Source organism: Rhodococcus wratislaviensis (genome assembly GCF_041228765.1).
Taxonomy (GTDB): Bacteria; Actinomycetota; Actinomycetes; order Mycobacteriales; family Mycobacteriaceae; genus Rhodococcus_F; species Rhodococcus_F wratislaviensis.
Genome location: NZ_CP150488.1, coordinates 6,621,216 through 6,647,073, shown reverse-complemented (window position 1 = coordinate 6,647,073; position 25,858 = coordinate 6,621,216). Strand labels below are relative to the sequence as shown.

Annotated in this window: 1 protein-coding gene; it reads left to right on the top strand. The window is 66.2% G+C overall.

Annotated features, from left to right (window positions below):
- The first annotated feature begins 4 nt into the window (after positions 1-4).
- On the top strand, positions 5-25,858 hold the full coding sequence (locus WKC72_RS30665; protein WP_370180660.1) for a non-ribosomal peptide synthase/polyketide synthase: 25,854 nt from the start codon (positions 5-7) through the stop codon (positions 25,856-25,858).

The window sequence follows — 25,858 nt, the reverse complement described above, 5'->3', positions numbered from 1 at the left end:
TCCGATGGACTCACTTCGCGTTTCGTCCGCCCAGGAGGCGCTCTGGCTGGCGCAGAAGTTGGCGCCGGGACTGTCGAACAACATCTCCGCGTATCTGGACATTTCCGGCGAGATCGACCCTTCGGTGATGGACGACGCGTTGCGGCGAGTGGCCGAAGAGGCTCGCTCCGTGCTGGTGAATTTCGTCGAGAACGAGGACGGCCCCCGCCAGGTCGTGCGGGACTGCAAGTCCTGGACGCCGTTTTTCATCGACGTCAGTGCCGAGGCAGACCCCGAATCTGCGGCGAAAGCGTCGATGGCCGAGATCGGCGCCGTGCCCTTCGACCTGGAACGAGACGCGCTGTATCGAGCGGGCTTGATCAAGGTTCACGACGCGCGATTCTTTCTGTGCGCCGTGTGCCATCACATTGTGATGGACGGGTTCGGCGTCGCCATTCTTGCGAGTCGAATCGGTGAGATCTACACAGCGATGAAGACGGGAACGCCGATCCCCGACTCCGGATTCGGCGGACCGGAGTTGATCGTCGACGAAGATGCCCGCTATCGACGCTCCGATCGTTTCAGCCGCGACAAAGAATTCTGGAGAAACTACACCGCCGCGCTGCCCGAACCGCTACGACTGTCCCGGCACCCGAGTTCACCGGTTCCCGTGACATTGCATCACAGCCAGACGGTGCCGGACGACGAGACCACGCGATGGCTGACGGCGGCAGAGTCGATCGGGATACCGATGCCGGGGTTCCTGGCAGCAGCGGTGGCCGGACTCTTCCATCGCCTGTCGGGCATGTCGGAATTCATGATGCGATTGGCCGTCGCCAATCGGGTCGGCGCCGCCCGGCGAACACCGGGTTTGGTGTCGAACGCGGTGCCCTTCCGTGTGGAGATCCCACCGCGGTCGCTTTTCGCTGCAGTCGCCCACAACGTGGGTACCGAGATCCGTTCCATCCTTCGTCATTCCCGCTACCAGGGCTCCGATGTCAGGAGAGACAGAGGATTGTCCGGATCCGTGGAAAATCGGTTCGGTCCGATTCTCAATATCATTCCGTTCTTCGAGTCGATCGATTTTGCAGGCAATCCGGCATCCATGCGCGGCGTGTCGTTCGGCCCCGTGGACGACCTCTCGATTTCGATCTACTACGGCGGTCGGGGCAGCGCCGGCATGCACATCGAGATCGACGCGAACGGCGCGCTGTACAGCAGTGAGGATGTCAGGCTGTATGCAGATCTGCTGATGGCATTCGTCCGTGCGGTCGTCGCCGATCCGGGCGGCCGGATAGAGCAGCACGACATCCTCCGGCCCACCGATCGCGAACTGGTTCTGCGGACCTGGAACGACACGACGGTACCGGTACCGGAGGCCACCATTCCCGACCTGGTCGAACGGCGGGCCGCCACGACGCCCGACGCGGTGGCGCTCACTTTCGGCGATCGGCACTGGACATACCGGGACGTCAATGGTCGAGCGAATCGGTTGGCGCGGTATCTCATCGCGCGCGGTGTCGGACCGGAATCCATCGTGGCAGTGGCGATGGAGCGATCCTCCGAATTGATCGTCGCGCTCCTCGCGGTCCTCAAGGCCGGCGGCGGATATCTTCCGATCGACCCGAACTATCCAAGTGCGCGTACCGCTTTCATTCTCGCCGACGCCGCCCCGCTGTTGGTTCTGACCGACGACGAGAATTCGGAATCGTTGCCGAACAACGATATTCCGTGTCTCGTGTTGGACCTGGCCGACGCCGCCGCAGAGGGCATGTCAGCGGCGATCGATCCAGTCGACGACGAGAGGATCGCCCCGCTGAGACCGGGCAATACCGCGTACGTCATGTACACGTCCGGATCGACCGGCACCCCGAAAGGGGTGTGCATCACTCACGGCAATGTGACGTCGTTGTTTGCCGGAACCGATCGGTGGTGCGGTTTCGGAGGCTCGGACGTGTGGGCGTGGTGTCATTCGCAGGCCTTCGACTTCTCGGTGTGGGAGGTGTGGGGGGCGCTGGTACACGGCGGCCGGGTGGTGATAGTGCCGTGGGACGTGGTGCGCTCACCCGCTGAACTGTGGAGTCTGGTGCGTCGGGAGCACGTGACGATCCTCAATCAGACCCCGTCCGCGTTCTACGAGTTCGCAGATGCCGAACGCGAGGACCTTTCCCCGGACTCTGATTCGGTGCTGCGGATGGTGGTGTTCGGCGGAGAGGCATTGGACCCGGACCGGCTACGCGGGTGGTTCCCGGGGGATCGTCCGAACACCCCGATTCTGGTGAACATGTATGGAATCACCGAAACCACTGTGCACGTGAGCCATCTGGAGTTGACGGCAGGCGTGGGCGACGGCGGTCGAAGCCCGATCGGGATGCCGATCGGTAACGTGCGGGTGTTCGTGTTGGGGTCGGGATTGGTGCCGGTGCCGGTAGGTGCGGCGGGGGAGTTGTATGTCTCCGGGTTCGGGGTGGGCCGAGGATATGTAGGCAGGCCGGGGTTGACGGCGGAACGGTTCGTAGCGTGCCCGTTCGGAGAGCCCGGTTCGCGGATGTACCGATCCGGAGACGTGGTGCGGTGGACGTCCGACGGCGTGCTCGATTTCGTCGGACGCGTGGACGAGCAGGTGAAGGTGCGGGGATTCCGGGTCGAGCCCGGGGAGATCGAGACGGCACTGATGTCGCATCCTGCGGTGGCGCAGGCGGCGGTGATCGCCCGTGAACCCCCCACCGGCGCCGGTCGTGCGGACGGGGACACCAGAACCGATACGCAGCTGGTGGGGTATGTGGTGCTCGACAGGGGTACCTCGCTCGTCCGTGACAGGGCGCGGGAGGCCGAGCTGGTTTCGCAATGGCAGCGGGTGTACGACGACCTGTACTCCGGGGACGCGTCCCCGGCCGGTGAACAGACGAACCCGACAGAGTTCGGGGAGGATTTCGGGGGGTGGAACAGCAGCTACACCGGAAAGCCTATCCCCCTCGACCAGATGCGGGAATGGCGCGCGGCGACCGTGGCACGGATCCGCGAGCTCTACCCGACTCGGGTGCTCGAGATCGGAGTCGGAACAGGGCTGTTGCTGTCGCAGTTGGCGCCGCACTGCGAAGAATATTGGGGCACCGACTTTTCCGCTCCCACGATCGACGCTCTGCGATCGCAATTGGCGGACCGGCAGGCCCCGTGGGTCGATCGGGTGCACCTGCGGGTCCAGGCGGCCGACGACCTCGAAGGCGTGCCGCACGGTGTGTTCGACACAGTGGTGCTGAACTCGGTCGTGCAGTATTTCCCGAACGCGGGGTACCTGCTCGACGTGATCGGCGCAGCACTGCAATTGCTTCGGCCCGGGGGCGTGCTGTTCCTCGGTGACGTGCGGAATCTCGCGTTGCTCCGGGAATTCGCGACAGGCGTGCAGGTCGCCCACGCAGATGCCGACTCGACTGCCGCGGTGATACGCGATCGGGTGCGCCGGGGAATTGCCGCCGAGCAGGAGTTGCTGCTCTCGCCGGAGTTCTTCACAGTGTTGCCGAGGCTGTTCCCCGGCATCGGAGCCGTCGACATTCAGCTCAAGGGTATCCGGGTAGTCAACGAATTGAGCTGTTACAGATACGAAGTCGTGCTCCGTAAGAGTCCCCTCGCGACCCGGTCGCTGGCCGATGTGCCGTCCACGTCGTGGCAACGATTCGGCGACCCCACCGCGCTGCGGAAGTACCTGACGGGCCGGCGCCCGGATTGTGTTCGGGTGACCGGGGTGCCGCACGCGGGGCTGGCACCCGACATCGATGCCGCACGCGCTCTCGACGACGCCGCGGACCGCGATCACGTCCCCACTCGGCGTGACGCGGACAGTCGAACGGACGCGATGCTGCCGCAGGACTGTCACGACATCGGCGAGGACCTGGGGTTCGCGGTGTCGGTGACCTGGTCACCGACACCGGGCCTGATGGACGTGATATTCACCGACATCACGACCCGGGTGCACCGAAACGCGCAGGCATCGGTCGCGGTGTCCGATGTCTTCCTGCCCGACGGTCCACTCGGCGACATCACCGCGTACGTCAACGACCCCGGTGCGAGCAGACTGTCGTCCGAAGTTCGACATTTCGTGGCCGGGCGACTGCCGGAGTTCATGGTGCCCGCTGCGGTGGTGGTGCTGGATCGGTTGCCGTTGACCGTGAACGGCAAGCTCGACCGGAAAGCGTTGCCGGCACCGGAGTTCATCGGTGGTGTGTTTCGGGCCCCGCGGTCACCGGTGGAGGAGACTCTCGCGTCTCTCTACGGTGACGTGCTCGGTCTTCCGCGGGTGGGGATCGACGACAGTTTCTTCGACCTGGGTGGGCATTCGTTGTCGGCGACGCGGTTGGTGGGGTTGCTCCGCAACGCGCTGGGGGTGGAGGTGCCGATCCGGGTGGTGTTCGAATCACCGTCGGTCGCGGAGTTGGCGCCCCGGCTGGGCGAGGCCGCGGTGGCGAGGGTGCCGTTGCTGCCCCGGGTGCGGCCGGAGCGGGTGCCGTTGTCGTTCGCGCAGGCCCGGTTGTGGTTCCTGTATCGGTTCGAGGGTCCGTCGGCGACGTACAACATTCCGGTGGCAGTGCGGTTGACCGGCGCCCTCGACATCGAGTCGGTGGTCGCGGCGGTCGGCGATGTCGTGGCTCGGCACGAGAGCCTGCGGACGGTGTTCGAGGAGGACGAAGGGGTGCCGTTCCAGCGGATCCTGCCCGCGGAGAAAGCCCCGATTCCCGTGCACGCGGAGACGATCGATCAGGCCGGGTCGAGGGAAGCCGTTGCGGAGGCGGCGGGATATCGCTTCGATCTGTCCGGCGAGATCCCCATCCGGGCAACGTTGCTGGAATGTGGGTCGCGAGAGCACATCCTGGTATTGGTCCTGCACCATATCGCGGGGGACGGGGGTTCATTGGCGTCCCTGGCCCGCGACATCGCGGTCGCATATGCGGCGCGGACCGAGGGCGAGATGCCGGGATGGGCGCCGTTGCCGGTGCAGTACGCCGATTACACCCTGTGGCAACGGGAAATTCTGGGCAGCGCAGATGATCCGGGGAGCGTGCTTGCCGCACAGGTCGAGTATTGGCGGGCCGAGTTGGCGGGACTGCCCGACTGCATCGAGCTGCCGACCGATCGGCGACGTCCGGCCGAACCGAGTTACCGGGGCGGGACCGTGGAGTTCTCGATCGCACCGGACCGTGTTTCGGCGGTCACGGAGCTTGCCCGCAGATGTGGGGCGACACCGTCGATGGTGTTGCAATCCGTGCTGGCGGTGCTGCTCCACCGGCTCGGCGCGGGGGAGGACGTTGCGCTCGGCGGGCCGATCGCGGGCCGTACCGACGAAGCATTGACCGAATTGGTGGGATTCTTCGTCAACACCTGGGTGCTACGGGTGGATGTGTCGGGGAACCCGGGATTCGATCAGGTCGTCGACCGGGTTCGGGGGAAGGCACTGGGCGCGTACGAGAATCAGGATGCGCCTTTCGAGCGGCTGGTGGAGTTGCTGAACCCGAACAGGTCGACGGCCTACCATCCGTTGTTCCAGGTGTCGTTCGCGATGCAGAACAATGCTTTTCCCGACGTCGAGTTCCCCGGCCTGGGGTGGGAGGTGTTGTCGGCGCCGACCGGTACGTCGCGGTTCGATCTGTCCTTCACTCTCACTCCCGACGGCAGGCAGGGTCTGGCCGGGGTCATCGAGTACTCGAGTGATCTGTTCGACCGGGGCACGGTGGAGCGTATCGCGGCTGGGTATGTGCGGTTACTCGATCGCGTCGTCGAGGATCCGCAGGGGCGGATCGAGGGGTACGAGATCCTCGATCCGGACGATCGCGAGCGGGTACTCCGGAGCTGGAACGACACGAGTGTGCCGATCCCGGACTCGACGATTCCCGGTTTGTTCGGCGCGCAGGTCGCCGCGACTCCGGACGCGGTGGCGGTGACGTTCGGTGAGGAGAACTGGTCCTATCGGGAGTTGGCCAGTCGAGCGAATCGGCTGGCACACTGCTTGATCGGTGCGGGGGTGGGCCCGGAGGTGCTTGTGGCGGTCGCGTTGGAGCGATCACCGGAGTTGATCGTCGCGTTGTTGGCGGTCCTCGAGGCCGGGGGCGGGTACCTGCCGATCGACCCCCGGTATCCGAGTGCGCGTACCGCATTCATCCTCACCGATGCCTCACCAATTCTGGTCCTGACCGACACCACCACCGCACGCACGCTGCCAGACAACGGCATCCCCACATTATTGCTCGACGCGCACTCGGACGAGGTCGGTCGACGGGAGGGCATCGCCCCCGGCGACAACGACCGCAGCAGCCCACTCCGGCCGGACAACACCGCATACGTGATGTACACCTCCGGATCGACCGGCACCCCGAAAGGGGTCACGATCGACCACCACAACGTCGTCAACTGCATGGTGCAGGTGGCCTCCAGTCTCGGTGCACCAGGGCTGGCGCGGGTGCTGGCAAGCACGTCGGTGAGTTTCGACGTGTCGGTGTTGGAGACTTTCGCCGCGTTGTGCGCGGGTGGGAGTATCGACGTGGTCCGGGACGTTCTCGTACTCGGCGAACGCCGCGGCTGGACCGGGAGTGTGATCAGCACCGTCCCGTCGGCGTTCGCGGAGGTATTCGATCAGATCGAGAGCACGGTGAGTGCCGAGACGGTGGTGTTCATCGGTGAGCAGTTGTCAGGTCGATTGCTCAGTGCAGTGGGTGCCGCAATTCCTGGTGTCCGAGTTGTCAATGGGTACGGTCCGACGGAGACCACCGTCTACGTGACGAGCCAGCGTGTGGAGCCGTCGGACGAGTGGGTCGGTGGGTCGGTGCCGATCGGTGTGCCGGTACGGAATTCGCAGGTTTTCGTAGTGGGCGCGGGGCTTCGGCCGGTTCCTGTGGGTGTGGTGGGGGAGTTGTACATCGCCGGGATTCAGTTGGCGCGCGGGTATCTGGGCCGGCCGGGCCTGACTGCGGAGCGGTTCGTCGCATGTCCGTTCGGGGCGGTGGGTGCGCGAATGTATCGATCGGGGGATCTGGCGCGGTGGACGGCTGATGGTGTGCTCGAGTTCGTGGGGCGTGCTGATGAGCAGGTGAAGGTGCGCGGGTTCCGGGTGGAGCCGGGGGAGATCGAAGCGGTACTACTGAAACACCCGGCGGTGGCGCAGGCAGTGGTCATTGCCCGGGACACCCCGGCGACTGCCGGGGTGGGGCGGCAGTTGGTGGGGTACGTCGTTCTCGCGCCCACCGGCACCGTCACGGGTGTGGAGGTGCGGGAGTTCGTGACGGGGCGGCTCCCGGAGTACATGGTGCCGGCGGTGATCATGCTGGTGGATCAGTTGCCGTTGACGGCGAACGGCAAGCTGGACCGGAAAGCGTTGCCGGCACCGGAGTTCACCGGTGGAGTGTTCCGTGCGGCGCGGTCACCGGTAGAGGAGACGCTGGTCTCGCTTTTCGCCGAGGTACTGGACGTTCCGCGGGTGGGGATCGACGACAGCTTCTTCGATCTCGGTGGGCACTCGCTGTCCGCGACACGTCTGGCCGGCCGGATCCGCACGGTGCTGGGGGTGGAGGTGCCGATCCGGGTGGTGTTCGAATCCCCGACGATCGCCGCACTGGCGCCGCGACTCGGTGACGGTGCGGTTCGGACACCGCTGGCTCCGCGCGTGCGGCCCGACCGGGTGCCGTTGTCGTTCGCGCAGGCCCGGCTGTGGTTCCTACACCGCTTCGAGGGCCCGTCGGCCACCTACAACATTCCGGTTGCGGTGCGACTCATCGGTGACCTCGATACCGAGGCCCTGGTGGCAGCGATCGGAGACGTGATTGCCCGGCACGAGAGCCTGCGAACGATGTTCGGCGAAGCCGAGGGTATTCCGTTCCAGGAAATCCTTCCCACCGACCAGGTGCCCGCGGCGGTGCAGATCATCGAGGTCGGGGCCGACGGAATACCCGCGGCAGTGACCACCGCTGCCGCGTATCGGTTCGACCTGGAACACGAGATTCCGATCCGGGCAACCTTGTTGGAATCCGGTTCCCGAGAGCACATCCTGGTGTTGGTGCTCCACCACATTGCGGGGGACGGGGCGTCGCTGACGCCGCTGGCCCGTGATATCGCCGTCGCCTATGCGGCCCACACAGAGTCCCGGGTTCCGGGGTGGGCGCCGTTGCCGGTGCAGTATGCCGATTACACCCTCTGGCAACGAGAGGAATTGGGCAGCGAGCTGGATCCGGGCAGTGTGCTCGCCACCCAGCTCGACTACTGGCGGGCCGAACTGGCGGGACTACCCGACTGCATCGAGCTACCCGCCGACCGGCGACGTCCGGCCGCACCCAGCTACCGCGGCGGTGTGGTGGAGTTCTCGATCGACCCCGAACATGCCACGGCAATCACCGAATTGGCGCACAGCAGTGGGGCAACACCCTCGATGGTGTTGCAATCGATGCTGACGGTACTACTCCGCAGACTCGGTGCAGGGACCGACGTCGCGATCGGCGGGCCGATCGCGGGCCGCACCGACGACGCGTCGGCCGAGTTGGTGGGGTTCTTCGTCAATACATGGGTGTTGCGCGTCGACGTGTCCGGGAATCCGCGATTCGACAAGGTCCTCGAACAGGTGCGGGGGAAGGCCCTGGGTGCATACGAGAATCAGGACGCGCCGTTCGAGCGGCTGGTGGAGCTCCTGAACCCGACCCGATCGACGGCCTGTCATCCGTTGTTCCAGGTGTCGTTCGCGATGCAGAACAACGCTTTTCCCGACGTCGAGTTCCCCGGCCTGGAATGGGCCACACTGCCGGCGCCGACCGGAACGTCGCGCTTCGATCTGTCCTTCACCCTCACCCCCGACAAGCGGCAGGGCCTGGCCGGGGTCATCGAGTACTCGAGCGATCTGTTCGACCGGGAAACCGTCGAGGGCATCGCAGCCCGGTACGTGCGCTTGTCGGAGCTGATCGTCGCGGATCCGCAGGAGCGGATAGAAGGGTACGAGATCCTCGTACCTCATGAGCGCGAGGTGGTACTCCGGACCTGGAACGACACCGCAGCCCCCTTCTCGGAGACCACCGTCGTGGAACTGTTCGAGCGACGAGTGGCGGCGACACCCGACGCCGCAGCGGTGACCTTCTCCGACCGCAGCTGGACGTACCGAGAAATCAACACCCAGGCGAACCGGCTGGCGCACTATCTGATCGGCGCCGGGGTCGGCCCGGAAACCGTGGTGGCCGTCGCACTGAGGCCGTCGGAAGAGTTGGTCGTCGCGTTGTTGGCGGTGCTCAAGGCCGGCGGCACCTACCTTCCCCTCGACCCGAACTATCCCAGTGCTCGCGCCGGGACAATTCTCGCCGACGCCGCTCCGCGGCTGATCCTGTCCGACACAGTCGCCGTGGCCACGCTCCCCGACCACGATAGGGACCAGGTACTGCTCGATGCCGACCTGGACCTCGACAAGGACGCGACCGTTGTCGGGGGGCGCGCTGATCTCGATCCCGCCGACACCGATCGGATCAGCCCGCTCCGCCCCGGTCATGCGGCGTACGTGACGTACACGTCGGGGTCGACTGGTGCTCCGAAGGGTGTCACCGTAAGCCACCGAAGCGTGGTGTCGTCGGTCGCGGGGACTGGCGACCGGGTGGGTGTGGACGCTACGGATGTGTGGGTCTGGTGCCACTCGGTGGCGTTCGATTTCTCGGTGTGGGAGTTGTGGGGTGCGTTGGTACACGGTGGCCGCGTGGTGGTGGCGCCGTGGGACGTGGCGCGCTCACCGATCGAGTTGTGGGAGTTGGTGGTTCGGGAACGCGTGACAGTGCTCGGTCAGACGCCGTCGGCGTTCTACGAGTTCGCGGAGGTCGAGCGTGTGGACTCTGCGGTGGGGGCTGGTTCGGTGTTGCGGACGGTGGTGTTCGGCGGAGAGGTGCTGGATCCCGCTCGGCTGCGGGGCTGGTATCCGGGCGAGGATTCCCTCCATCCACACGTGAGGTTGGTCAACGGTTACGGCCCGACGGAGACGACGGTCTTCGCGGCACTGTATTCGCTACCCGAATCTCAGGGTGCTCGTGCCCGGGTGAGTGTGCCGATCGGCGATCCGGTGGGCGGGGTGCGGGTGTTCGCGTTGGGTGCCGGGTTTATGCCGGTCCCGGTGGGTGTGGTGGGGGAGCTGTACATCGCCGGGGTGCAGTTGGCGCGCGGCTATCTGGGTCGGCCGGGGTTGACGGCGGAGCGCTTCGTGGCGTGTCCGTTCGGGGAGCCGGGTGCCCGAATGTATCGATCCGGCGATCTGGTGCGCTGGACCGCTGAGGGGGTGCTCGAGTTCGTCGGCAGAGCGGACGAGCAGGTCAAGATTCGGGGATTCCGGGTCGAACCCGCGGAGATCGAGTCGGTTCTCCTGCAGCATCCGGCCGTGTCGCAGGCCGCGGTGATCGCTCGGGAAACCCTGATCGGCATCGAGTTGGTGGGGTATGCGGTTCTCGATTCCGGGACCGGGACCGGCACCGACTCCGCGGGGTTGCGGGAGTTTGTGGCTGGGTTGTTGCCGGGGTTCATGGTTCCGGCGGTGGTCACGGTGGTCGAGGGGCTGCCGTTGACAGTAAACGGCAAGCTGGACCGGAAAGCGTTGCCGGCACCGGAGTTCACCGGTGACGTGTTCCGTGCGGCGCGGTCACCGGTGGAGGAGACGCTGGTCTCGCTTTTCGCCGAGGTACTGGACGTTGCGCGGGTGGGGATCGACGACAGCTTCTTCGATCTCGGTGGGCACTCGCTGTCCGCGACACGTCTGGTCGGCCGGATCCGCACGGTGCTGGGGGTGGAGGTGCCGATCCGGGTGGTGTTCGAATCCCCGACGGTCGCCGCACTGGCGCCGCGACTCGGTGATGGTCCGGTCCGGGTGCCGCTGTTCCCGCGCGTGCGGCCCGACCGGGTGCCGTTGTCGTTCGCGCAGGCCCGGTTGTGGTTCCTGCACCGGTTCGAGGGCCCGTCGGCCACGTACAACATTCCCGTGGCGGTGCGATTGACCGGCGACCTCGACACCGCGGCGCTGGCAGCCGCTGTTGCGGACGTCGTCGCCCGGCACGAAAGCCTGCGCACAGTATTCGACGACCCGGACGGTGCACCGATTCAGCGGGTGCTCCCCGCGGAGGAAGTACCAACTCCGGTGCACGTGGAGATGGTCGACCCGCCCAGCGTGATCGCTGCGGTGACGGCAGCGGCGGGGTACCGGTTCGACATCGCACACGAAATTCCCATCCGAACAACATTGTTGGAGACCGGACCCCGGGAGCACATCCTGGTGATGGTCCTGCACCACATTGTGGGGGACGGGGGCTCGTTGGCACCGCTGGCCCGGGATGTGGCTGTCGCGTATGCGGCCCGGACGGACGGACACGCCCCGGGGTGGGTGCCGTTGCCGGTGCAGTATGCCGATTACGCGTTGTGGCAGCGGGAAATTCTGGGCAGCGAGGACGATCCGAACAGTCTCCTGACCGCCCAGTTCGACTACTGGCGGGCCGAGTTGGCGGGACTGCCCGACTGCATCGAGTTGCCGACCGATCGTCGACGTCCGGCGCAACCGAGTTACCGGGGCGGGACGGTGGAGTTCGCGATCGACCCGGACCGTGTCGTGGCGGTCACCGAATTGGCCCGTAGTAGTGGGGGGACACCGTCGATGGTGTTGCAGTCGGTGTTGGCGGTGCTGCTCCACCGGCTCGGTGCCGGGACCGATATTGCGATCGGGTCGCCGATTGCGGGTCGCACCGACGATGCGTTGACCGAGTTGGTGGGGTTCTTCGTCAATACGTGGGTGTTACGGGTGGATGTGTCGGGGAATCCGGGATTCGATCGGGTCCTCGACCGGGTTCGGGGGAAAGCCCTGGGCGCCTATGAGAATCAGGATGCGCCGTTCGAGCGGTTGGTGGAGTTGCTGAATCCGACTCGGTCGACGGCCTATCATCCGTTGTTCCAGGTGTCGTTCGCGATGCAGAACAATGCTTTTCCCGACGTCGAGTTCCCCGGGCTGGGGTGGGAGGTGTTGTCGGCGCCGACGGGTACGTCGCGGTTCGATCTGTCCTTCACTCTAAGTCCCGACGGCAGGCAGGGTCTGGCCGGGGTGGTCGAGTACGCGAGTGATCTGTTCGACCGGGGCACGGTGGAGACCATCGCGGCCGGGTATGTGCGGTTACTCGAACGCGTCGTCGAGGATCCGCAGGGGCGGATCGAGGGGTTCGAGATCCTCGAGCCCGACGAGCGCGAGCGGGTACTCCGGGACTGGAACGGTACGAGTGTACCGATCCCGGACACGACGATTCCCGGCTTGTTCGGACAGCAGGTCGCGGCAACTCCGGACGCGGTGGCGGTGACGTTCGGTGAGGAGAACTGGTCCTATCGGGAGTTGGCCAGTCGAGCGAATCGGCTGGCACACCGCCTGATCGGTGCGGGTGTGGGCCCGGAGGTGCTGGTGGCGGTCGCATTGGAGCGATCACCGGAGTTGATCGTCGCGTTGTTGGCGGTCCTCGAGGCCGGGGGCGGATATCTGCCGATCGACCCCCGGTATCCGAGTGCGCGTACCGCATTCATCCTCGCCGACGCCGCGCCACTGCTGATCCTCACGGACACCCCGACCGCACGCACGCTGCCAGACAATGACATCCCCCGGATACTCCTCGATGTCATCCCGGACGAGGACGGACACGACGAGGACGGACACGGAGAGGGCCTCATCCTCGACGACAGTGATCGCACCACGTCACTGCGACCGGGCAACACCGCGTACGTGATGTACACGTCCGGATCGACCGGTACCCCGAAAGGGGTCACCATCGACCACGCCAATGTGGTCAACCTGGCGTTGCACGGGTGGCCGGATGGACCCGGTGACCGAGTGTTGCTGCATTCGTCGATGGCGTTCGATGCATCGGCGTACGAATTGTGGCCGACGCTGCTCGGAGGAGGCCAGTTGGTTGCCGCTCCGCCCGGATCGCTGGACCTCGAGGTGCTCGAGCGGGTCGTCTCCACTTCTCGCGTGACATCGATGTTCGTGACTACCCCGCTGTTTCACCTGTTGAGTGATGCTTCGGGACATGCGAGGGGAGCGCTCGACCAACCACGTCAGGTGGTGGCGGCGGGCGATGTGTTGTCGCCGAGCGCTGTACGACGTGTCCTCGCTCGCCATCCGCAGGTGACCGTGATCAACGCGTACGGGCCGACAGAGGCCACGGTCTGTGCCACCGCGTACTCGATACCCGGTTCGATGACGTTGGAGGGCAAGGTCAGCGTGCCGATCGGAGTGCCGATCGGCAATGCCCGGGCATTCGTACTGGGCGACGGCTTGATTCCGGTCCCGGTGGGTGTGGTCGGGGAGTTGTATATCGCCGGATCAGGTGTGGGCCGCGGGTACATCGGTCGGCATGGGTTGACGGCGGAACGGTTCGTGGCGTGTCCGTTCGGCGAGCCGGGCACACGGATGTACCGCTCGGGTGACCTGGTGCGGTGGACCACCGACGCTGTGCTGGACTTCGTCGGCCGCGCCGACGAGCAGGTGAAGATTCGCGGAATCCGAGTCGAACCCGGAGAGATCGACACGCTGTTGGTCTCGCACCCCGGGGTGGGGTCGGTGGTGACGGTCGACCGGGTAGGTCCGTCGGGGCAGAAGGTGCTCGTGTCGTACGTGGTCCCGGCGCCCGGGGCCGAGGTGGACATCGAGGCGTTGCGGGTGCTCGCGGCCGGGCGGCTACCGGACTACATGGTGCCGTCGGCGATCATCGTCGTCGACCGGATACCTCTCACACCGGTCGGCAAACTCGACCGCAGAGCACTTCCCGAGCCTGACCTCGCATCCGACACGCCGTTCCGGGCTCCACGAACCATCGCCGAGCAGACATTGGCGACGGTGCTCGCCGATGTCCTCGGCGTCGACCGGGTGGGTGTCGACGACGACTTCTTCCGGCTCGGCGGGGACAGCATCATGTCGACCCAGGTGGTGGCGCGGGCGCGGGCCCTCGGCGTGCTGGTGTCGGCCCGAGACGTGTTCGAGCGACGGACAATCGCCGGGCTGGCCTCCGTCGCGCATCCGGTGCGGGATGAAGACTCCGTCCGCTTCGAGGACGTACCGTTGCCGAGTCCGACCCCGGAACAGCTGTCCGCCGTCGCGGCGCGATATCCCGAGGCCGTGGACGTGTGGCCGCTCGCACCACTGCAAGCAGGTTTGGTCTTTCACGCGATGTCGGCGTCGGAAGCGCCAGATGTGTATGCGGTGCAGACGGTTCTGGGTCTGACCGGACAGGTGGATGCGGACCGCGTGAAGGCCGCGGCGCAGGCGATGCTCAATCGGTATGCGAATTTGCGGGTCGCGTTCCTCACCGACGGGGTGGACGAGCCGGCGCAGGTGGTGCTCGAGGGCCTTGCGGTGCCGTGGTGGGAAGCCGACATCAGTGATGTCGAGGCCGGCGAGCGAGACGACGAGTTGGCGCGGCTTCTGTCGGACGATGCGGACACCGGGTTCGACGTGTCGGCGCCACCGCTCCTGCGTTTCGGGTTGGTCACGATGGGCGACGGTGATGTCCGGCTGGTCGTGTCGTATCACCACGTGCTGCTCGACGGATGGTCGATGCCGTTGCTGATGCGGGAGATGCTGACCGTCTACGGTGCCGACGGGGACGGCGCCGTACTCGAACCCGTGGCCCCGTATCGCCGGTATCTGGGGTGGCTCGCGACGCAGGGTCGGCAGCAGTCGCTGGAGGCGTGGGAAGACGCGCTCGACGGTGTGGAGCCTGCGCTGCTCGTTGCGGGGCGTTCGGAATCGGCACGGGGATCGTCCGTGCTTCGGCGTGAGCTCGACGAGGGTTTGTCCTCGGAGATAACGGAGTTGGCGTCGCGGTTGTCGGTGACGGTGAATACGCTGGTGCAGGTTGCGTGGGCGATCGTGCTGGGCATGCTTACCGGCAGCCGTGACGTGGTGTTCGGCGCGACGGTATCGGGTCGGTCCGGTCTGGTACCCGCCATCGAGTCGATGGTGGGCCTGTTCATCAACACGATCCCGGTGCGGGTCCGGCTCGATCCGGAGGAATCCATTGCCCGGTTGATCGCCCGGGTTCAGGCGGAGCAGGCGACGTTGATCGAGCATCATCATGTTCCCTTGCCGGAGATCCAGCGGGTCGCCGGCAGGGGGGCCCTGTTCGACACCTTGACGGTGTTCGAGTCGTACCCGATCGACCGGCGGAGCCTCGCGTCCCTTGCCGAATCGATCGGCGCCCCCGCGATCACGTCCTTGGATTCGCATGGGGGAACGAATTATTCGCTGACACTCGCGGTGGAAGCCGGTGAGCGGACGTCCGTGTCGCTGTGGCACGATCCAGCCTTGTTCGACGACGACCAGGTGCAGCGGATCGCGGACAGGTTCCACCGGGTTCTGGAATCACTGGTGGCTGCGCCGGAGGCCGGGACGGGAGATGTCGACCTCCTCGCCCCGGAGGAACGAACCCTGCTGGTTCCCGTGCGTGGCGCGGCGGCGGAGGCCGTGAGGACTCTGCCGGAGATCCTCGCTGCGGCCGTCGCACACGATCCGGGTGCGGTGGCGGTCGTGTGCGGGGAGCGCTCGCTCACCTACCGCGAATTGGACGCCGAGACGAGTCGTATCGCGCGGGTGTTGATCGCACACGGGGTCGGTCCGGAATCCACGGTGGCCGTGGCCGTGCCACGGTCGGTGGAGTCGGTGCTGGCGGTGTGGGCGGTGGCGAAAGCCGGTGGTGCGTTCGTTCCTGTGGATCCGTCGTATCCGGCGAGTCGGATCGAGCACCTGATCACCGATTCCGCCGCGGGGTTCGGAATCACGGTCGCCGAGTGCATCGGTACCCTGCCGCGAACACTCGACTGGTGGGTACTCGACGATCCGGAGGTGCGAGCCGAGTATTCCCGTCGGCCCGCTGAATGGGTGACGGATGCGGAACGGGTCGCTCCATTGCGGGTCGATCATCCGGCGTACGTGATCTACACGTCCGGGACGACGGGTGAACCGAAGGGCGTCGTCGTACCGCATCGGGGCCTGGGCAATCTCGCGGTGGAGATGGCGGAGAAGTTCGATGTCACGGCGGACGCACGCGTGCTGCAGGTGGCGTCGCCGAGTTTCGATGCGTCAGTGCTGGAGTACCTGCTGGCGACGGGTTCGGCAGCGGCGACGGTGATTGTTCCCGCGGGCGTGGTCGGTGGTGAGGAGTTGGGCGGGGTCATCGAGAGTGCGGCGGTGACACACGCGTTCCTCACCCCGACGGTGCTGGCCACGGTACCGGTCGAGCGGATGTCGTCGGTGCGATGCCTGCTCACGGGTGCGGAGGCGGTTCCGGTATCGGTGGTGGAGTCGTTCGCTGCGGGACGGCGAATGCACGACCTGTACGGGCCGACCGAGGCGACGGTGGCGGTGGCGATCTCGCCGCCGTTCACCCCGCACGGTCCCGTGACCCTGGGCGGTCCGGTGCGGGGTGCGTCGGTCGTGGTGCTGGACACGTGGCTGCGTCCGGTGCCGCCGGGGGTGCCGGGCGAGTTGTACGTGGCCGGGGACCCGCTGGCCCGGGGATATCACCATCGGGTGGGACTGACCGCGGAGCGATTCGTGGCGAATCCGTTCGGCGGACCGGGCGGGCGGATGTATCGCACGGGCGATGTGGTGCGGTGGGTCGAGTCGGAATCCGATCCGGTGCTGGAGTTCCTGGGGCGTAATGATTTCCAGATCAAGGTGCGGGGTCGACGGGTCGAGCCGGGAGAGATCGACGCCGTGCTCGCGGAGCAGTCCGGGGTCGGATCCGTGGTGACGATCGACCGGAAGGGCCCGTCCGGGCAGACAGTGCTGGTGTCGTACGTGGTTCCCGCACCCGGGGGAGCGGTGGACGCCGAGATCGTGCGGACGGCGGCGGCGGGCCGCATGCCGGAGTACATGGTGCCCTCGGCGATCGTGGTGCTCGAGAAGTTGCCGCTCACACCGGCCGGCAAGCTCGACCGCGGGTCGTTGCCGGAGCCGGAGTTCTCGTCGAACCGGGCGTTCCGGTCTCCGCAGACCGAGACCGAGGAGATCCTCGCCCACGTGTTCGCCGAGGTACTCGGCGTGGAGCAGGTGGGGGTCGACGACGGATTCTTCGATCTGGGCGGCGACAGTATCCGGTCGATCCAGCTGGTGTCGCGCGCGAAGGCGCAGGGTGTGGTGTTCACGGCACGGGATGTGTTCGAGCATCGGACGGTTGCGAGGCTGTCCGAGGTCTCAGTCCTGAACCGCGATTCCGATCACGTCGTGCTCGAGGAGTTGCCCGGTGGCGGAGTGGGTTCGATGCCGTTGACGCCGATCGCGCGGTTCCTCCTCGCGCGGGGTGATGGTTTCCGCCGATTCGCGCAGACGATGGTGCTGGAATTGCCCGACGGTATCGATCGAGCCGGGTTGGTCGCCACCCTCGACGCCGTCCTGGTCCGCCATGACATGTTGCGGTCACGGTTGATCACCGATAACGCCGGGGCGCAGAAACTTCGGGTCGATCCGCCGGACACCGTCCACGTGGACCGTCTGATTCGACGGGTCGAGTGTGATGATGCACCGGGTGATCCGGAGTGGCTGCGGCTGGCATCGGCCGAGTGGGATTCGGCGCTGGGGCGGTTGGATCCGGCGGCGGGCGTGATGGTGCAGTTCGTGTGGCTGGACCGCGTGCCCCGACGCGGCGACGAGCCGGCGGATCGTCCGGGCCGGCTGCTCGTCGTGGCCCACCACCTCGTCATCGACGGCGTGTCGTGGCGAATCGTCATCCCGGACCTGGCGGCGGCATGGGCGCGGGTGCGTACCGGCGAACGGCCCGCACTGCCGGTGACCGGGACGTCGATGCGGCGGTGGGCACACGGGCTGGTGGACGAGGCAGTACGGCCCGAGCGGGTGGCCGAGTTGCCGTTGTGGCAATCGATCCTGGATGGCTCCGACCCGACGTTGGGTTCGCGCAGGTGCGACCCGATCCTCGATGTGCTGTCCACAGTGCAGCACGTGTCGATGCAGGTGCCCGCACACGCGACGGCGTCGCTGCTCACCACGATCCCCAAGGTTTTCCATGCGGGAGTCGACGATGGTCTCCTGGCCGGGTTGGCGATGGCGTTGACCCGCTGGCGCCGTCGCCGTGGGGTGATCGAGTCGTCGTCGTTGATATCCCTGGAGAATCACGGTCGCGAGGCGCACGTCCTCCCCGGGGCCGATCTGTCCCGCACGGTCGGCTGGTTCACCACTGCCTTCCCGATACGTCTCGACATCGCCGGCGCCGATCTCGACGACGCGTTCGCCGGCGGGTCCGCAGCGGGCACCGTGATCAAAGCGACAAAGGAACAGGTGCTGGCCCTGCCCGACCGGGGAATCGGATACGGGCTACTTCGCCATCTGAATGCGGACACCGCCCCGGAACTCGACAAGTATCCGGGCGGACAGATCAGTTTCAACTATCTGGGACAGATCTCGGCTGCGGATGTTCCCGAGGAATTCCGCGAACTCGGATGGATGCCCGCGATCGAAGGAAACGAGCTCTCCGCGACGAGGGAGCCGGACCTGCCGGCGGTGGCCACAGTGGACATCAACGCGATGGTGACCGATGGTCCGGACGGTCCGCACCTCGGCGCGACGTTCGGATTCCCCACCGGAGTGCTCTCCCGCGACGACGTTCAGGAACTGGCCGACCTGTGGTGCGACGCACTCTGGGCGCTGGCGCGGCACGCGGAGGGGCCCTGGGCCGGCGGGCTGACACCGTCCGATGTGCCGCTGGTGCCGGTGTCGCAGCGCGACATCGAGACCTGGGAGGACCGGTTCCCGGGGGTGGTGGATGTCTGGCCACTGACCGCCATGCAGTCCGGCGTGTTGTTCCACTCGATGCTGGCCGGCGCGTCGTTCGACGCGTACACCACCCAGCTCGTTCTGCATCTCGGCGGAACGGTCGATCCAGAAAGGATTCTCGCTGCGGGGCAGGCAGTGCTGGATCGCCACGCGAACCTGCGGACCGCGTTCGTCCACGAATCCGACGGCGGTCCGGTACAGGTGGTCCTGGACTCGGTCGCGTTGCCATGGTGCGAGGTCGACCTGAGGAACTTCCCGGAAGGCGCGCGGGACAGCCAGTTCGAACAGCTTCTCGTCGAGGATCAGGCTGCACATTTCGATCCCGCGACGCCGCCTTTGATGCGGTTCACGCTCGTGACGATGGCACAGGATCGGTACGAGCTGGTGATCACCCATCATCACGTACTTCTCGACGGATGGTCGATGCCACTGCTGGCCAAGGAATTACTCGCGCTGTACGTTTCGGGAGGCGGCGCCGCCGCGTTACCGAGAGCCGCCGGATACCGGAATTTCCTGGTCTGGCTGGCCGAGCGCGACCCCGTCGAATCTTCTCGAATCTGGGCCGAGGCCCTCGAGGGGGTCGACGAGCCGACCCTACTGGCACCCGCGCACCCGGAGCGGGACACCGCTTCGGGGGAGGAGCACGTGTCGGTCGAACTACCTCCCGATCTCTCCGCGAGTGTGTCGGCGCGGGCCGCCGAACTGGGTGTCACGCTGAACACCGTCATTCAGGGGGCGTGGGGGATTCTGCTCGGCCAGTTGTGCGCCCGGCGGGATGTCGTGTTCGGCGCGACGGTCTCCGGCCGGCCGGCCGGACTGGCCGGCGTCGAGTCCATGGTGGGCCTGTTCATCAACACGCTGCCGGTGCGCGTGCAGTCCAGACCGGGCGACACTGCTGCGGAGTTGTTGACCCGGTTGCAGGAGCAGCAGGCTACCTTGTTCGACCACCACTACCTCGGGTTGACGGAGATCCACCATGCGGCCGGGGTGCGAGAACTCTTCGACACCCTGGTCGTGTTCGAGTCGTACCCGGTCGATCGCGCCGCGTGGGCTGCCGCAATCCCTGTCGACGGAATGACCGTCACCGGTGCCCGTGCGATCGACGCGTCGCACTACCCCATGACTCTGATCGCGAGCGTCGACTCCCAACTTCGGTTGACCGTGGCGTATCTACCGAACCTGTTCGGAGCGGCAGAAGTGGACACGATCGCCCGTAGGCTCATCCGTATCCTGCAGGCAATCGCCGCCGACCCCCAGGGTGCGGTCGACCGCATCGACATCTTCGAAGCAGGTGAGCGTCGGCTGGTGCTGGACGTGCGCAATGACACCACGGTCGCCGTGCCGGAGGTGACACTGCCCGACCTGTTCGCGCTCCAAGCGGCCCGCACACCTGATGCGGTGGCCTTGACGTCCGGCGACGAGCAGTTGACATATCGCGAGGTCGAGGAGCGAGCGAACCGGTTGGCTCGGAGACTGATCGCGCACGGAGTCGGTCCGGAATCCCTCGTCGGTGTCGCCGTACGACGTTCGATCGATCTCGTGGTGGGAATCTACGCGGTCGTGACGGCGGGTGGAGCGTATGTGCCGATCGACCCCGACTACCCCATCGAACACACCCGGCACGTGATGGAGTCCGCGGCACCGGTGTGTGTGCTGACACTGTCCACCGATCGCGTGCAGATCCCTGCCGACATCCGCGTCGTGGAGATCGACGGCAGGGAAAGAACTGACATCGACTCCTCACCTGTCCGCAACGAGGATCGCATCGCCCCGTTGAGACCGGACAACACGGCGTACGTGATCTTCACGTCCGGGTCGACGGGTCGTCCGAAGGGGGTCGCTGTCAGCCACGCCGCGATCGTGAACCAATTGCAGTGGATGCGTGACCACTTCGGCTTCGACCACCACGACGTGGTGCTGCAGAAGACTCCCGCGACATTCGATGTCTCCGTGTGGGAGATGTTCCTGCCGCTCCAGATCGGGGCACGTCTGGTGATCGCCAAGGCGGAGGGGCACCGCGATCCGATGTATCTCGCGGAGATGATCAGATCACAGAAGATCACCACCGGTGACTTCTCTCCGTCGATGCTCGCCATGATCCTGGACAAACTCGAACGGGCTGATTGCGAATCGTTGCTGCGCGTCCTCTGCGGCGGTGAGAATCTGTCGCCCGCGACGGCACACAATTTCATCGAGCGAAGTGGCACTGCGGTACACAACGTGTACGGGCCGACCGAAACCGCCATTCAGGTCACTCATCACCGATGCGGTCCTGCGGATGCCACGAGCGTGCCCATCGGTACGCCGGTGCGGAACACGCGGGTGTTCGTGCTGGGTCCGGGGCTTCGCCCGGTTCCGGTGGGTGTGGCGGGGGAGCTGTACATCGCCGGGGTGCAGTTGGCGCGCGGCTATCTGGGTCGGCCGTGGTTGACCGCGGAGCGGTTCGTGGCGTGTCCGTTCGGGGTGGCGGGTGCGCGGATGTATCGGTCGGGGGATGTGGTGCGCTGGACCGCTGACGGTGAGCTCGAGTTCGTGGGGCGTGCGGATGCGCAGGTGAAGGTGCGCGGGTTCCGGGTGGAGCCGGGAGAGGTCGAGACGGTGCTGCTGTCACATCCCGTGGTGGCACAGGCGGTAGTGGTCGCCCGCGCCACCGGCAGCGGCGCCGAGTTGGTGGGGTATGTGGTTCTCGAACCGACCGAGACGGTGACAGGTGCAGGGTTGCGGGAATACCTGGCCGGGAGACTGCCGGAGTTCATGGTTCCGGCGACAGTCATGGTGGTGGACGGGTTGCCGTTGACACCGAACGGGAAGTTGGATCGGCCGGCGTTGCCGGCACCGGAGTTCTCCGGTGGCGCATTCCGTGCGCCGAGTACGCAGGTGGAAAAGACTCTGGCGTCGCTCTTCGGTGAGTTGCTCGACGTTGAGCGGGTGGGGATCGACGACAGTTTCTTCGACCTGGGCGGGCATTCGTTGTCGGCGACACAGTTGGTGAGTCGCATCCGGTCGGTGTCGGGTGTGGAGGTGCCGATCCGGATGGTGTTCGAATCCCCGTCGGTGGCGGAGTTGGCGCCCCGACTGGGCGAGGCAGCGGTGGCACGGCCGCCGCTGCTGCCGCGGGTGCGACCGGAGCGGGTGCCGTTGTCGTTCGCGCAGGCCCGGTTGTGGTTCCTGCACCGGTTCGAGGGCCCGTCGGCCACGTACAACATTCCCGTGGCGGTGCGATTGACCGGCGACCTCGATACCGCGGCGGTGACAGCCGCTGTTGCGGACGTCATCGCCCGGCACGAAAGCCTGCGAACGGTGTTCGGTGACGACGAGGGTGTGCCGTTCCAGCGGATCCTGCCGGCCGATCAGGTTGCCGCGACACTGCCGGTTCCGATCGTCGATGTCGACGACAGCACTGTGCTGGACGCGGTCGCGGAGGCCGTGGGCTGTCGATTCGACTTGTCCACGGAGATTCCGTTGCGGGCGTGCATTTTCAGGGTTTCCGAATCGGATCATGTGCTGGTGATGGTCCTGCACCACATTGCGGGGGACGGGGGCTCGTTGGCGCCGCTGGCCCGGGATGTGGCTGTCGCGTATGCGGCCCGGACGGACGGACACGCCCCGGGGTGGGTGCCGTTGCCGGTGCAGTATGCCGATTACACGTTGTGGCAGCGGGAAATTCTGGGGAGCGAGGACGATCCGGACAGTCTCCTGGTGGCGGAGTTCGACTATTGGCGGGCCGAGTTGGCGGGACTGCCCGACTGCATCGAGTTGCCGTCTGATCGTCGACGTCCGGCGCAACCGAGTTACCGGGGCGGGACGGTGGAGTTCGCGATCGACCCGGACCGTGTCGTGGCGGTCACCGAATTGGCCAACAGGAGTGGGGGGACACCGTCGATGGTGTTGCAGTCGGTGTTGGCGGTGCTGCTCCACCGGCTCGGCGCGGGGGAGGACGTTGCGCTCGGCGGGCCGATCGCGGGCCGTACCGACGAAGCATTGACCGAGTTGGTGGGGTTCTTCGTCAATACGTGGGTGTTACGGGTGGATGTGTCGGGGAATCCGGGATTCGATCAGGTCCTCGACCGGGTGCGGGCGAAGGCGCTGGGCGCGTACGAGAATCAGGATGCGCCGTTCGAGCGGTTGGTGGAGTTGCTGAATCCGACTCGGTCGACGGCCTATCATCCGTTGTTCCAGGTGTCGTTCGCGATGCAGAACAATGCTTTTCCCGAGGTCGAGTTCCCCGGGCTGGAATGGACCACGCTGCCGGCGCCGACCGGTACGTCGAGGTTCGATCTGTCCTTCACTCTCACTCCCGACGGCAGGCAGGGTCTGGCCGGGGTGGTCGAGTATGCGAGTGATCTGTTCGACCGGGGCACGGTGGAGCGTATCGCGGCTGGGTATGTGCGGTTACTCGATCGCGTCGTCGAGGATCCGCAGGGGCGGATCGAGGGGTACGAGATCCTCGATCCGGACGATCGCGAGCGGGTACTCCGGGACTGGAACGGTACGAGTGTGCCGATCCCGGACTCGACGATTCCCGGTTTGTTCGGCGCGCAGGTCGCCGCGACTCCGAATGCGGTGGCGGTGACGTTCGGTGAGGAGAACTGGTCCTATCGGGAGTTGGCCAGTCGAGCGAATCGGCTGGCGCACCGCTTGATCGGTGCGGGGGTGGGCCCGGAGGTGCTGGTGGCGGTCGCGTTGGAGCGATCACCGGAGTTGATCGTCGCGTTGTTGGCGGTCCTCGAGGCCGGGGGCGCATACCTCCCCATCGACCCGAATTATCCGGGCGCACGAATCGGGACCATCCTCACCGACGCCGATCCGCTGTTGGTCATCAGCGACACCATGACCGAAAAAGTGTTGCCCGACAACGGCATCCCGCGATTGCTTTTCGATTCCGTGTCCGACGAGGGCGGGCATTCGGAGGAGGGAAGCCCCGGCGCCCACGACCGCGCGAGACCGGACAACACCGCGTACGTGATGTACACCTCCGGATCGACGGGTGTTCCGAAGGGTGTCGCCGTGAGCCATCGAAGTGTGGTGTCGCTGTTCGCCGGCACTGCAGGGTGGGCGGGTTTCGAGACTGGGGACGTGTGGGGGTGGTGTCATTCGGTGGCATTCGATTTCTCGGTGTGGGAGTTGTGGGGTGCGCTGCTACACGGTGGCCGGGTGGTGGTCGCGCCGTGGGACGTGGTGCGCTCACCGATCGAGTTGTGGGAGTTGGTGGTTCGGGAACACGTGACAGTGCTCGCTCAGACGCCGTCGGCGTTCTACGAGTTCGCGGACATCGAGCGTGAGGAGCCCGCCGTGGGGGCGGATTCGGTGCTGCGGATGGTGGTGTTCGGCGGAGAGGTGCTGGATCCGGACGGGTTGCGGGGCTGGTATCGGGGCGAGCGCCCGAATCCACCGATTCTGGTCAACGGGTACGGGCCGACCGAGACAACGGTCTTCGCGGCAACCTTCGTGCTTCCGGACTGGGCTGAACTCGCCGACCGGGCGAGTGTGCCGATCGGGGCACCGGTGGGCAACACGTCGGTCTTCGTACTGGGTGCGGGCTTGATGCCAGTTCCGGTGGGTGCGGTGGGGGAGCTGTACATCGCCGGGGTGCAGTTGGCTCAGCGGTACGTGGGACGGCCGGGGCCGACGGCAGAGCGGTTCGTCGCGTGCCCGTTCGGGGAGCCGGGTGCACGGATGTATCGATCCGGGGATCTCGTGCGGTGGACTGCCTGCGGTGTCCTCGAGTTCGTCGGCAGAGCGGACGAGCAGGTCAAGATTCGGGGATTCCGGGTCGAACCCGCGGAGATCGAGGCGGCTCTGCTGCAACATCCGGCCGTGACTCAGGCCGTGGTGATTGCCCGGGACACCGCCACCGCCACCGGCCTGGTCGGCTACGTGGTCTCCGACACCGCCGGCCCCGACACCGGTGTCGAGGTCCGTCGATTCGTGGCCGGGATGCTGCCGGACTTCATGATTCCGGCGGCGATCATCGCCGTCGACCACCTGCCCTTGACGGTGAACGGGAAACTCGATCGGAGAGCGTTGCCGGCACCGGAGTTCACCGGTGAGGTGTTCCAGGCACCACGGTCACCGGTGGAGGAGACGCTGGCGTCGCTGTACGCCGAGGTGCTCGGGGTTTCCGGGGTGGGGATCGATGACGGATTCTTCGACCTGGGTGGGCATTCGTTGTCGGCGACGCGGTTGGTGGGACGGATTCGGTCGGTGCTGGGCGTGGAGGTCCCGATCCGGATGGTTTTCGAGTCCCCGACGATTGCCGAACTCGCACCCCGACTGGGTGAGGACATCGAACCCGGCCTGCTCGACCCGTTCGCGGTGATCCTGCCGATCCGAAGTGAAGGAACCGGACCGCCGCTGTGGTGTATCCACCCGGGTGGCGGTCTGAGCTGGTGCTACATGGGCCTTCGCGCCCACCTCCCCGACAGGCCCGTCTACGGTCTGCAAGCGCGGGGATTCGATGGAGTCACGCCGCTGCCGGACTCGATCGACGAGATGGCCGCCGACTATCTCGACCAGATCCTCACCGTTCAGGAAGACGGCCCGTTCCTCCTGCTGGGATGGTCGTTCGGTGGCCTTGTCGCCCATGCGATCGCCACCGCACTGGAACGCCGAGGGCTCGAGGTTGCGCTCCTCGCGATGATGGACAGCGTGCCCGGTGCCGGTGATCTCCCCACCGGCGAGGCGGCGCCGTCGGATGAGGACATTCGACGGTCGATCCGGTCGTGGGCGCAGAGCCGCTACGGTGAGATCGTCGATTCGCCCGACTACGCGCCCATCTGGGACGCCGCACGGGCAATCTATCGGAACGACCTGCGGCTGTCCGTTGACCACGCACCGCAGATCTATCACGGTGACGTGGTGTTTCTCCATCCGACATCGACGGATGACGGATCGATTTCGGACGAGTCCTCGTCCGATCGGTGGCATGCATACGTCACCGGCGACATCGTGACTCACGACATTCACAGCACGCATGCCGATATGGACCAGCCCCGTCCCCTCGCCGAGATCGCGCGGATCATCAACCACGAATTGGCCACACCGGGTCGGCGCACACGACAACCGGAAGGCTGA